This is a genomic window from Yinghuangia seranimata (assembly GCF_029953285.1).
In the GTDB taxonomy this organism is placed as follows: Bacteria; Actinomycetota; Actinomycetes; order Streptomycetales; family Streptomycetaceae; genus Yinghuangia; species Yinghuangia seranimata.
The window spans coordinates 1-11,961 of record NZ_JASAOI010000058.1; the positions used below are offsets into that span (position 1 = coordinate 1).

Genomic DNA, 11,961 nt, shown 5'->3' on the forward strand with positions numbered 1-11,961 from the left:
CGCGGGCGCGGCGGCGGCGGGGGCGGCGGCCGCGGGGGCCGGCGCGGCACCCGTGCCGTCGTCGATGATCGCGAGTTCGGCGCCCACCTCGACGGTGTCGTCCTCGGCGGCCTTGATCGAGACCAGGATCCCCGAGACAGGGGCGGGGATCTCGGTGTCGACCTTGTCGGTCGAGACCTCGAGGAGCGGCTCGTCGACCTCGACGCGCTCACCCTCCCGCTTGAGCCAGCGGGTGATGATGCCCTCCTGCACGCTCTCGCCGAGCGCGGGCAGTGTTACAGAGACCGGCATGGGGTCAGTGACTCCTTCGTACGCTTCAGGGCAAGTGTCAGCAGGGGCGCGTCAGTCGTGCACGTGCAACGGCTTGCCGGCGAGGGCCAGGTGGGCCTCGCCGATCGCCTCGGACTGAGACGGGTGGGGGTGGATCAGCTGGGCCACCTCGGAGGGCAGTGCCTCCCAGTTGTAGATCAGCTGGGCCTCGGCGACGAGCTCACCCATCCGGGCGCCCACCATGTGGATGCCGACGACCGGGCCGTCCTTGACCGAGACGACCTTGACCGAACCGGCCGTCTTGAGGATCTGGCTCTTGCCGTTTCCGCCGAGGTTGTAGTCGATCAGCGCGACCTTGTCGGCGCCGTACCGCTCTTCGGCCTGCGCCTGGGTGAGGCCCACCGACGCGACCTCCGGGTCGCAGTAGGTCACCCGCGGGACGCCGGCGTAGTCGATCGGGGCGACTTCGAGGCCCGCGATGCGCTCCGCGACGAGGATGCCCTCGCCGAAGCCGACGTGGGCGAGCTGGAGGGTCGGGATGAGGTCGCCGACCGCCGAGATCGTGGGGACGTTCGTCCGGCAGTACTCGTCGACGAGGACGTAGCCGCGGTCCATGGCGACGCCGGCCTCCTCGTACCCGAGGTTCGCCGACACCGGCCCGCGGCCGACCGCCACGAGCAGCAGCTCGGCCTCGACCTGCTTGCCGTTCTCGATCGAGACGCGCACGCCCGAGTCGGTGTACTCGACGCCGCTGAACCGGGAGCCGAGCTCGAACTTGATGCCGCGCTTGCGGAACGCGCGCTCAAGGAGCTTGCTGCTGCTCTCGTCCTCCACGGGCACGAGGTGCGGGAGCGCCTCGACGATCGTCACGTCGGCGCCGAACGACTTCCACACGCTGGCGAACTCGACGCCGATGACGCCGCCGCCGAGGATCACCGCGGAGCTCGGCACGTGGTCCAGGACCAGCGCGTGCTCGCTGCTGATGATCCGGTTGCCGTCGATCTCCAGGCCGGGCAGCGACTTGGGGACCGAGCCGGTGGCCAGCACGATGTGGCGGCCCTCGTAGCGGACGCCGCCGACCTCGACCGCGGTCGGCGAGACCAGCCGGCCCTCGCCCTCGACGACGGTGATCTTGCGGCTGGCGATCAGGCCGGTCAGGCCCTTGAACAGCCGGGAGACGACCCCGTCCTTGTACTTGTGGACCGCCGCGACGTCGATGCCCTCGAACGTCGACCTGACGCCGAACTGCTCGCTCTCGCGCGTCTGGTCCGCGACCTCGCCCGCGTGCAGCAGCGCCTTGGTCGGGATGCAGCCCTGGTGGAGACAGGTGCCGCCGAGCTTGCCCTTCTCGATGAGCGCGACGCGCATGCCCAGTTCGGCGGAACGGAGGGCGCAGGCATAGCCGCCGCTTCCGCCTCCGAGGATCACTACATCGAAAACGGCTCCGGCGTCGTTCGCCACGTCTCGTCCTCCTGCTGGATTGCGATGTGCTCACCCGGCTGTATACGCCGGGTAGCACCCCCTTCTTGTGGAAGGCTTCAAGTGCCGGTACAACATCCTCCCACTTGTTGTCGGGAGGCGGGCACCTCGGGTGTGTCCGGCACGTTCCCGGGATGAGCCGGCCAGGCCGCGGGCGCCTCGCCGCGACGGCCGCGAGCCGCCGCGGGCGGCCCGTCCGGACCGGCGAAAGCCCAGGTCGGAGCGGCGGAGGAAGGGACCGGACGTGGGACTGTTCGGACGCATCGGGCGGGGTCGCGGCACCGCGCGAGGAGCACGCGGCGAGGCCGCGACGGCCGTCGGGCATCTGACGGACTTCGCGCGCAGCCGCCGCGGCGTCGAGGCGTACCTGGAGCCGACCACCACGGTCAGCGGCACCACGGTGGTGTTCGTCGCCGACACCGGCGAGTGGACCCGCCGTCGGGTGCCGGACCCGGGCGCCGCGCGGTCGCTGGCCCGCAAACTCGGCGTTCCGCTCTACGAGGCGGGCATCGTCGGCTACCCGCCGCGCATGCGGGAGTGGACGCAGAAGAACCGCGGAAACGGCTGAGCCGGGGCGCACCGCGTGCGCCCCGGCCCAGTGCCGTGCGGTGGTCCGCCGCCGACCGGGGTCGGCGGAAGACCGCAGGTCAAGCGGCGGTCAGATGGTGCCGTCGGCCATGTCCTGCGCGATCTGGACGAGCGTGCGCACCGCGACGCCGGTGCCGCCCTTGGCGGTGTAGCCGGACACCTCGCCCTCGTTGTACGCCGGGCCCGCGATGTCCAGGTGCGCCCACGACACGCCCTCGGCGACGAACTCGCGCAGGAACACGCCGGCCGACAGGCCGCCGCCCATGCGCTCGCCGATGTTCTTCAGGTCGGCGATCGTCGAGTCCATCGTGCGGCGCAGCTCGGCCGGCGTCGGCATCGGCCACGACGGCTCGCCGTTGCGCTCGGCGGCGTCGTGCACCGCGGTGCGGAACGCGTCGTCGTTCGCGATGATGCCGAACGTCTTGTTGCCGAGCGCGACCATCATGGCACCGGTCAGCGTCGCGACGTCGATCAGCTTCTCCGGGTTCTCCTCGCACGCGCGGGTGATCGCGTCGGCGAGCACCAGACGGCCCTCGGCGTCGGTGTTGAGGACCTCGACGGTGCGGCCGCCGTACATGCGCAGCACGTCGCCGGGACGGGTCGCGGTGCCCGACGGCATGTTCTCCGCCAGCGCCAGCCAGCCGGTGACGTTGACGGCGAGGCCGAGGCGCGCGATCGCGGTGACCGCGTTCAGGACCGCGGCGGCGCCCGCCATGTCCATCTTCATGGTCTCGTTGGCGCCGGCCGGCTTGAGCGAGATGCCGCCCGAGTCGTAGGTGATGCCCTTGCCGACCAGCGCGAGGCTGCGCTTGGCCTTCGGGTGCGTGTACGCCAGGCGCACCAGCCGCGGCGGGTTCGCCGAGCCCTGGCCGACGCCCAGGATGCCGCCGAACGCGCCCTTGTTGAGCGCCTTCTCGTCCATCACCTCGACCTTGAAGCCGAAGTTCTTGCCCTGGTCGACGGCGATCGCCGCGAACGTCTTCGGGAACAGGTCGTTCGACGGCGTGTTCACCAGGTCGCGGGCGGTGTTGACGCTCTCCGCGGTCACCTGCGCGCGCTCGAACGCCGCCTTGACCGCCTTGTCGCGGGCCTTGGCGCCGACGACCACCAGCTCCTTGACCGGAGCCTTGCGGCCTTCCTGCGACTTCTCGCGGTAGTTGTCGAAGACGTACGCGCCGAGCAGCGCGCCCTGCGCGACCGCCTCCACCGCGTCCGCGTCCGCGACCGGCAGCGCCAGCGCGACCTTCTTCAGGCCCGCCGCGGCGCGCGCCGCGTTGCCCGCCGCCTTGCGCAGCGCCTCGGCGTCGTAGCCGCCCTCGGGCTCGGCGCCCAGGCCGACCGCGACGACCACCGGGGCCTTGAGCGAGTCCGCGCCCGCGGCCGCGGGCACGCGCGTGATCTCGCCTTCCGCGCCCGTGGCGCCCAGCGCGGTGAGGACCGCGCCCAACGCACCGCCGAAGGCGGCCTCGACCGCCTCGCCGCCCGCGACGACAACGGGCCCGTCGGCACCCTTCGCGAGACCGATGACGACGGCGTCGACGCGGAGCGTCGCGGCGGAGCTGGTGCTCAGGCTCAGTGTGGTCACGTGTGTCCTGTTCTCTGCTCGTCTCATCCGCGGGGGGTGCCCCGCGGTTGGCAAGGATCCACCGGGGCGCGTGGTCGGTCCCGGCTGTACGCCCCCCAGCATTACATGCGCACTGGCGGCGTGTCTCAGCCCGTGGACAGGACCACGAGCGCGGTGGCCGTCGCCGTCTCGCACAACGCGCCCAGCACGTCGCCGGTGATGCCTCCGAACCGGCGAACAGCGTGGCGTAGCAAGAGCATTGCTGTGACCAGCGAAAATCCGACGGCGAGGAGGGAACGCAGGATCCCCAGGCCGCTCGCCGCACCCACCGCGGCGGCGGCACCGGCCAGCGCCACCGCGAGTCCCGCCACCACCGCCGGCGGGAGAGTTCCGGCCACCATCGCGCCGAGCCCGTCGGAGCGCGCGCTGGGCACGCCGCGCGCGCAGCCCACCGTGATCGCGACACGTCCCGCGACGACCGCGAGGACGAGCGCGGCGGCCGTCGTCGGCGCGTCGTGTGCGGCGTCGACCCGTGCCAGCGCCGCGACTTCGAGCAGCAGTGTGAACACGAGGGTCAGGACGCCGAAGGGTCCGATGTCCGACGCCTTCATGATGCGCAGGGCGTCAGGCGCGGGCTTGTTCGAGCCCAGCCCGTCGGCGACGTCCGCGAGGCCGTCCAAGTGCAGGCCGCGCGTCAGCACGGCGAGCGTGCCGACCGCGAGTGTCGCGGCGACCGGCGCGCCGGTCCCGGCCCGACCCGCCGACGCGCCCACGCCCGCGGCGAGTCCGCCCAGCACGAGGCCGACCGCGGGAGCCATCGCCATCGCGCGGGCCGCGACCGCCCGGTCCACGTGCGGGACGCGGACCGGGAGCACCGACAGCGTGCCGAACGCCAGGCGCAGGCCGTGCAGTGTGGGGGACGAGCGGGTCACGGAGCCGGGTCGGCGGTGCCCGGCGTCCCGGCGGCCCCGGCGTCGTCGGTGGTCTTGCCGTCGTCGAACGCCGCGGCGCCCGGCAGCCACGCCTCGCTGTCCTGGCGGCCCTCGGCCTGCTCTGCCTTGTCGGCCCGGTCGGCCTTGTCGAACGACACCGTGGCACCCGCGTCCGGCTTTGCGGGCGCGGGGAGTTCGGCGGCGAGCGCGGCCGCGGCACGGACCATCGGCAGGGCCAGCAGCGCGCCGGTGCCCTCGCCGTGCCGCACCTTGTAGTCGAGCAGCGGCTCGAGCGCCATGCGGTCGAGCGCCTTGGCGTGCCCCGGCTCGGGGGACAGGTGCCCGGCGATCCACCAGTCGGGCGTGCGGTACGCGATGCGCTGCACCACCAACGCGGAGGCGGCCGAGGCGACTCCGTCGAGGACGACCGGGGTGCGGCGGATCGCGGCCTGCAGCAGGAATCCGCTCATCGCCGCGAAGTCCGCGCCGCCGGAGACCGCGAGCAGCCGCAGCGGGTCGCCGAGCACCGGCCGCGCGCGCCGCAGCGCGTCGCGGATCGCGGCGCACTTGCGGATCCACGTGGCGTCGTCGATGCCCGACCCGCGGCCGATCGCGGCGGCCGCGTCGGTGCCGGTCAGGGCGCCGATCAGCACCGCGGCGGGGGTGGAGCTGCCGACCCCGATGTCGCCGACGACCAGCAGGTCCGCGCCGCCGTCGATCTCCGCGTCGGCGATCTCGATGCCCGCCCGGAACGCCTGCTCGGCCTGCGCGGTGGTCAGCGCGTCGTGCTCGTCGATCGAACCGCTGGACTGCCGCACCCGGTACCGGGTCACGGCCTCCGGCAGCAGCGCGGGATCGGTGTCGACGGCCATGTCGACGACCCGCACCGACGCGCCGTTGAGGTTCGCCAGCAGCCCGACGGCGCCGCCGCCCGCGGCCGCCTCGCGCACCGCGTGCGCGGTGTACCCGGCCTCGTGCGCCGACACGTCGCGCGCCGCGACGCCGTGGTCGCCCGCGAACACCACCACGCGGGGCGCGGCGACGGGGCGCACGGACTCGCCGCCCTGCACGCCCGCGAGCCACAGCGCGACGTCCTCGAGCCGCCCGAGGGCCCCGGCCGAACCGGTCTGCTGTGCCAGCCGTGCCTTGAGCCGGGCACGGGCCTCGTCGTCGGGGCGGTCGACGAGGGCGGACAGGGAGTCGAGATCGATAGTCATCGCGGGTCAGCGTAGTGCGTGCGGCGCGGCGCAGAAGGGGCAGGCGCGGCCGCCGTCGAACAAGGGCGACGGAGAGCCGGCAAGTGGGCGGCGCCTCATGGGATCGGAGGTGCCGCCCCGCCGACACCCCGCGATGTTCGGACACGGGGCGCCGGCCCAGGACGGGGCACGGGCCGCCGTGCTCCGTCCCTGCCCGGCTGACCGTCAGGAGGACAGCCGGATCACGCCGGTGACCTTGCCGGACCCGCCCCTCGCCTTGGCGACGAATTTGCCGTCGCCCCGTCGTGCTCCCGGGTGCTCCTGGTGGGTGTCGGGTCAGCTGCGCGCGTGCCGGGGTTTGCGCGGCAGCCCGCGCAGCGTCAGCACCTGGCCCGCCACCACCAGCAGCACCTCGTCGGACTGCTCGGCGATCACCGCGTTCAGCCGCCCCAGCTCGTCGCGGTAGCGGCGGCCCGACGCGGTGGCCGGCACGACGCCGCTGCCGACCTCGTTGCTCACCGCCACCACCTGCGCCCGGCAGTTGCGCCAGGCGAGGGCCAACGCGTCGATGTGCGCCCGTACTTGCTCCCGCCCGCCGGACTCCCACTTGGCGTCGTCCCACGCGTCGCACGCGTCCATCACCGCGGTCAGCCACAGCGACAGGCAGTCGACCAGCAGCGGCCCGGTCGCGGTGGCCAGCAGGTCCACGAGGTCCGTGGTCTCGGCGGTCCGCCACGCCGCCGGACGGCGCTCGCGGTGCACGGTGACCCGCTGCGCCCACTCGGCGTCGCCGTCGCGCGTGCCGCCGGTGGCGACGTACGTCACCTCGGGCACCGCCGCCAACCGCCGTTCCGCCTCGGCCGACTTGCCGGACCTGGCACCGCCGAGGACCAGCGTGCGGTACGGCTGCGCCGGCTGCCGGTCGGGCTCCGCGCCCAACCGGACGACACCGCCGTCGGCGACCGCGCGGGCCCCCCACGCCGCGAGTCGGCGCTGCAACTCCTCGCCGGGCGGCGCCTCGTGCGAAAGGTGCACGGCCAGCACGTCGGTGGCCTCGGTGACCGCGCCGTCGCGGCGCAACGCGGCGAGCCGTTCGGGCCACGCGACCACGTCCAACAGCACGGCGTCGTAGGGGAGTCCGTCCGGCCGTGCCCACGCGCGCGTGGTGTCCGCCTCGGGCGCGAGCGGCGCCGAGGGTATGAACAGCAGGCGGGCGCCGTTGGGGCCGGAGACCGCGTAGGCCACCCGCCCCGCGGCGCCGCCGGGCAGCACGGTGACGTGGTGGTCGCCGAGTACGAACTCCTCGCCCGCGGCGACGGTCCGCCACGGAGGCCCGCCGGCGGTCGGCGCGGGCAGCCCGGCGGGCGGCCCGGACGGCGCCGCGACCACCTCGAGTCCGGCGGCCGGCAGCCACGCCAGCGGTGCCTTCTCGGCGGGGCCGGTCAGCAGCAGGTGGCGTACCGCGGTGAGCGGCCGCGCGGCGCGGGCCGCGGCGTGTGCGGGTTCGGGCCCGCAGTCGATGAGCAGGGTCCCGTCGATCAGGACGCAGCTGGGTTCGCGTACCGCCGAGCCGGTGCAGCCCAGACAGGACGCGCAGGTGCAGAACGGCTGCGGCCAGCCGCGCGGACCCGCCGTGCCGAGGAACGTCACTTCCATGGTGTTCTGCGCTACTCCCGAGCGGTAGTGCGGTACGGAATGTCTGTCGGGGCCCGTCTTGTGGGCCGTGGTCGGCTACTCTGCGGACCGCCCGCCGGTTCACCGCGGCGGTGCGGTCGACGACCCGAGGGAGCCCACGATGATGTGGCAGTGGCGGTACGAGAACGCGGACGGCAGCCCGGTCCCCGGTCCCACGGCCGAGGAGTTCTCGAACCAGTCGGACGCGGAGTCCTGGCTCGGCGAGAACTGGCGCGGCCTGCTCGACGCGGGGGTCGAACAGGTCACCCTGCTCGAAGGCGACGACGTGGTCTACGCGGGGATGAGCCTGCGCGCCGCCGAGCAGTAGCCCGGCCCGCGCGACGGCGCCTCACGTGTCCGGGCGGCCCGGGTGACCGGGCCGCCCTCGTGCGTGTCGGGCGCCTCGTCCGCCGCCGCCCGGCGTCAGGGCCGCGCGGGCGGGCTCACCGTCAGCGCGGGGTCGAGCTGCACGAACGGCTCCAGGATGACGTCGATCTTGGACAGCAGCTCCTCCTCCAGCTTCACGCCGGCCGCCTTGACGTTCTCCGCGACCTGCTCGGGTCGCGACGCGCCGATGATCGCGGCGGACACGTTCGGGTTCTGCAGCACCCACGCGACGGCGAGCTGGGCCATCGTCAGGCCCGCGTCGTCGGCGAGCGGCCGCAGGCTCTGCACCGCGGTCAGCAGGTCGTCGCCCATCATGCGGGAGATGAAGTTCTGCCCGCCCTTCTCGTCGGTCGCGCGCGACCCGGCCGGCGGCGGGTGGCCCGGCCGGTACTTGCCGCTGAGCACGCCCTGCGCGATCGGCGACCAGACGATCTGGCCGAGTCCGAGCTCCTCGCTCGCGGGCACGACCTCGGTCTCGATGACGCGCCACAGCATCGAGTACTGCGGCTGGTTCGACACCAGCGGCACGCGCAGTTCGCGGGCGAGGTCGGCGGCCGCGCGGATCTGCGCCGCGTTCCACTCGGAGACGCCGATGTACAGCGCCTTGCCGGAGCGCACCACGTCGGCGAACGCCAGCATGGTCTCCTCGAGCGGCGTCGCGGTGTCGTAGCGGTGCGCCTGGTAGAGGTCGACGTAGTCGGTGCCCAGGCGGGTGAGCGACGCGTCGATCGACTCCATGATGTGCTTGCGCGACAGGCCGCGGTCGTTGCGGCCCGGGCCGGTCGGCCAGAACACCTTGGTGAAGATCTCCAGGCCGGCGCGGCGCTCGCCCTTGAGCGCGCGGCCGAGCACCGACTCGGCGCGCGTCTCGGCGTACACGTCGGCGGTGTCGAACGTCGTGATGCCGGCGTCGAGGGCGGCGCGCACGCACGCGAGCGCGGCGTCCTCCTCGACCTGGGATCCGTGCGTCAGCCAGTTGCCGTACGCGATCTCACTGATGACGAGGCCGCTGCGGCCCAGGTGTCGGAACTCCATGGGACAACCCTATGACGGGTGTCAGCGGATGGTCTTCTCGCCCACCAGATGGAGGACGGACGCGATCCCGCGGTAGGGGTCGGTGCGCCCGGCCTCCTCCTCGACCGCCACGAGGTTCTGCCAGGCCTTGCCGTTGCGCGGCGGGGCGGGCTCCTCGGGACGCAGCGCGGTGAAGACGCCGACGCCGTACCAGGACAGCACCGGGGTGCCGAGGTCGGCGAGCATGACCGACAGGCCCTCGGCGGAGTCGGGGCGCGCGGGGTCGGCGGCGCCGACCGACCGGGCGGCGAGCGCCTTGCGGGTCGCCGTCCACTCGCCGGCCGCGCCGGTGCGCAGCGCGGCGGCGGCGCCGTTGCGCGCGGTGACGGAGAGCAGGCCGCCGGGGTTAAGGATGCGGGCGAGCGCGGCGAGCATGCCGTCCGGCTCGTCGAGGGTGTCCAGGGCGTCGTGGCACAGCGCGAGGTCGAAGCTGCCCGGCGGGAAGTGCCGGCCGGCCTCGCTTCCGTCGCCCTCGACGAGGCGCAGCCGGGCGCGGACGTCGTCGGGCTCGTCCGCCAGTTCGTCGTGCAGCGCGGTCAGCTGCAGTGTGTCGGTGCTCACCGCGGTGACCAGGTGCCCGGCCCGGGCCAGCAGCAGCGCGGGGGTGGCCGGGCCGCAGCCGACGTCGAGCACCTTCAGGGGACCGCGCGTCCGCAGCCGGACCAGGTGTTCCGCCAACTGCCGCGAGGCGATCTCGCGCTGGACTTGGGTCTGCAGGTCCATGGGCCAGGTGGTCGCCTCGTGCAGGGCGGTCGTCATGCTGCTCCGTCGTCGAAGGATGCGCCCGGCGGACGGGCCCCGGCGGCGCGGGGCCGGACGGGTCCGGGCTGGGCGCGTAGGGAGGCGCGCGCCCGGCGTCGGCCCGGCGCGCTCAGTCAGCGGAGGGTCAGATGGCCTCGCCGCGCTTGACCTGCGGCTTGGGCAGGCGCAGGCGGCGCATCTGGAGGGCGCGCATCAGCGCGTACGGCGTGCAGCCCTTGAGGCTGGCGTCCGGGAAGCGGGTGCGCAGCTGCCGCTTGAGCGAGAAGTTGACGCGCACCGAGTCCAGGATGATCAGAACGATCACGACCGCCCACGCGAGCAGCGAGATGTTCTTGATCGCCGTGTTCGGCATGATGCTCATGATCAGGATGAGCACCGCGGACGGCAGGAAGAACTCCGCGGCGGTGAACCGCGAGTCGACGAAGTCGCGGCAGAAGCGGCGGACCGGGCCCTTGTCGCGGGCCGGCAGCCCGCGCTCGTCACCGGTGACGAGGGCGGTGCGCTGGGCCTCGCGGTCCTCACGGGCGCGCTGGCGGGCGACCTTGGCGGCCTCCCTGCGGTCCTTCGGCGGCGCGACCCGCGTCTTGCGGTTGGCCTGGGCCTCACTGCGCTTGGGCGTGGGGCGGCCCTTGGGGGCCTGGGGGTCGCGAACGTCCGTCTCGACGGTGGCGACCGTCTCGACCGACTCGGACTCTGCCTGGGAACGACGTCTGAACACGCCTCCAGCCTACGTGCTGGGGCAAGCCCCCCGGACCGGGCCTTTGGACCCGGTCCGCGGGGGGCTGATGGACTGCCCTCCTGCCGGAAGGTCCTTTCGGCATTTAGGCTGGTACAGCGCAAGAGCTTGCCTACGAAGGGGGCGCGCGGCGGTCATGAGTGGTGTTTTCAAGCGGATGGGCATGATCTTCCGCGCAAAGGCCAACAAAACGCTCGACAAGTACGAGGATCCGCGCGAAATGCTGGATTACTCGTACCAGAAGCAGCTGGAGCTGCTTCAGAAGGTGAAGCGTGGAGTTGCCGACGTCGCGACCTCCCGGAAGCGCCTCGAACTCCAGCTGCGTCAGCTCGAACAGCAGGCCGCGAAGCACGAGGACCAGGGGCGCAAGGCGCTCTCGCTCGGTCGCGAGGACCTGGCCCGCGAGGCGCTGACCCGGCGCAGCGGCATCCAGCAGCAGATCGCCGACCTCCAGCTGCAGTACCAGCAGCTGCAGTCGGAGGAGGAGAAGCTGACGCTGGCCTCGCAGCGGCTGCAGGCCCGCGTCGACGCCTTCCGGATCCGCAAGGAGACGATCAAGGCGACGTACACGGCGTCCGAGGCGCAGGCGAGCATCGGCGGCGCGATCGCCGGCATCTCCGAGGAGATGGCGGACGTCGGCCTCGCGATGCAGCGGGCCGAGGACAAGACGCAGCAGATGCAGGCCCGCGCGTCGGCGATCGACGAGCTGCTGGCGTCCGGCGCGCTGGACGACCCGACCGGCACGACCAAGGACGACATCACGGCCGAGCTCGAGCGGCTGTCCACCGGCTCGGACGTGGAGCTCGAGCTCATGCGCATGAAGCAGGAGCTGGGCCAGGCCCCGGCCCCCTCGCAGCAGGCGCTCGGCCAGGGCACGCAGCAGGCGATCGGTCCCGCGCAGTCGCAGCCGGGCACAGGCCAGCCGCAGCACGGCGAGCCGCAGTACCAGCCCCGGTTCGACAAGCAAGGGGAATGACCATGATCGTCCGCATCATGGGGGAGGGGCAGTTCGACGTCGCGGACGACCGGCTCGGTGCGCTGGACCTGTTCGACGACCGGATCGAGGCGGCGCTGGCCGCGGGCGACGAGGCGGCCTTCCGCGTCGCGCTCACCGGACTGCTGGACAAGGTGCGTGAGCTGGGCGGCGCGGTGCCGGTCGAGGTGCTCGAACCGTCCGGCCTGATCCTCCCCGCCGCGGACGCCCATGTCGACGAGGTGCGCGCGCTCCTGAAAGACGGGGGCCTGATCCCGGGCTGACCGAGTGGTGCCGGGCCGACGCGAACCCCTTCCGCGATTCTC

At 73.4% G+C, this 11,961-nt stretch carries 13 protein-coding genes; 4 read left to right on the forward strand and 9 right to left on the reverse strand.

Translation table 11 applies throughout. From position 1 onward, the window contains the following. Positions 1-291 (reverse strand): biotin/lipoyl-containing protein (locus tag QI554_RS33980; protein WP_343230839.1); only part of this gene is annotated, 291 nt, incomplete at its 3' end. A 51-nt stretch (positions 292-342) separates the two neighbouring features. After that, a complete protein-coding gene (lpdA, locus tag QI554_RS33985; RefSeq protein WP_281475707.1) occupies positions 343-1,731 on the reverse strand; it encodes a dihydrolipoyl dehydrogenase in 1,389 nt (462 codons plus the stop codon). Between the two features lie 262 nt (positions 1,732-1,993). Here lpdA and QI554_RS33990 point away from each other — a divergent pair, with 262 nt between their 5' ends. Next, positions 1,994-2,317 (forward strand): hypothetical protein, encoded by a 324-nt coding sequence (locus QI554_RS33990; protein WP_281475708.1) that lies wholly within the window; start codon positions 1,994-1,996, stop codon positions 2,315-2,317. Positions 2,318-2,407: 90 nt separating this feature from the next. On the opposite strand, the gene QI554_RS33995 is transcribed toward QI554_RS33990, so the two are convergent. The 4 genes from QI554_RS33995 to QI554_RS34010 form a co-directional block, all read right to left on the reverse strand. Next, positions 2,408-3,922 (reverse strand): leucyl aminopeptidase, encoded by a 1,515-nt coding sequence (locus QI554_RS33995; RefSeq protein ID WP_281475709.1) that lies wholly within the window; start codon positions 3,920-3,922, stop codon positions 2,408-2,410. A gap of 125 nt (positions 3,923-4,047) precedes the next feature. Next, positions 4,048-4,833: an adenosylcobinamide-GDP ribazoletransferase gene (locus QI554_RS34000; protein WP_281475711.1), complete on the reverse strand. Its 786-nt coding sequence runs from the start codon at positions 4,831-4,833 to the stop codon at positions 4,048-4,050. Beyond that, positions 4,830-6,050, reverse strand: a complete 1,221-nt coding sequence (gene cobT, locus QI554_RS34005) for a nicotinate-nucleotide--dimethylbenzimidazole phosphoribosyltransferase (protein WP_281475713.1) — start codon at positions 6,048-6,050, stop codon at positions 4,830-4,832. Before cobT ends, QI554_RS34000 begins: the two co-directional genes overlap by 4 nt. A 315-nt stretch (positions 6,051-6,365) precedes the next feature. After that, positions 6,366-7,685, reverse strand: a complete 1,320-nt coding sequence (locus tag QI554_RS34010) for a bifunctional adenosylcobinamide kinase/adenosylcobinamide-phosphate guanylyltransferase (protein WP_281475714.1) — start codon at positions 7,683-7,685, stop codon at positions 6,366-6,368. A gap of 139 nt (positions 7,686-7,824) precedes the next feature. Here QI554_RS34010 and QI554_RS34015 point away from each other — a divergent pair, with 139 nt between their 5' ends. After that, positions 7,825-8,031, forward strand: coding sequence for a hypothetical protein (locus QI554_RS34015; protein ID WP_281475716.1), 207 nt, complete (start codon positions 7,825-7,827; stop codon positions 8,029-8,031). Between the two features lie 95 nt (positions 8,032-8,126). On the opposite strand, the gene QI554_RS34020 is transcribed toward QI554_RS34015, so the two are convergent. From QI554_RS34020 to QI554_RS34030, 3 genes are all read right to left on the reverse strand, one after another. After that, entirely contained in the window at positions 8,127-9,125 is a 999-nt protein-coding gene (locus QI554_RS34020) for an aldo/keto reductase family protein (protein WP_281475718.1), read from the reverse strand. 21 nt (positions 9,126-9,146) lie between these two features. Further along, positions 9,147-9,923, reverse strand: coding sequence for a class I SAM-dependent methyltransferase (locus QI554_RS34025; RefSeq protein WP_281475719.1), 777 nt, complete (start codon positions 9,921-9,923; stop codon positions 9,147-9,149). 127 nt (positions 9,924-10,050) lie between these two features. Further along, on the reverse strand, positions 10,051-10,644 hold the full coding sequence (locus QI554_RS34030; RefSeq protein WP_281475721.1) for a DUF3043 domain-containing protein: 594 nt from the start codon (positions 10,642-10,644) through the stop codon (positions 10,051-10,053). A 154-nt stretch (positions 10,645-10,798) separates the two neighbouring features. On the opposite strand from QI554_RS34030, the gene QI554_RS34035 reads away from it, so the two are divergent. Together QI554_RS34035 and pspAA are read left to right on the forward strand one after the other, a co-directional pair. Continuing rightward, positions 10,799-11,638, forward strand: a complete 840-nt coding sequence (locus tag QI554_RS34035; RefSeq protein WP_281475723.1) for a PspA/IM30 family protein — start codon at positions 10,799-10,801, stop codon at positions 11,636-11,638. Positions 11,639-11,640: 2 nt separating this feature from the next. Beyond that, positions 11,641-11,919, forward strand: coding sequence for a PspA-associated protein PspAA (gene pspAA / locus QI554_RS34040; protein WP_281475725.1), 279 nt, complete (start codon positions 11,641-11,643; stop codon positions 11,917-11,919). Positions 11,920-11,961: the final 42 nt, after the last annotated feature.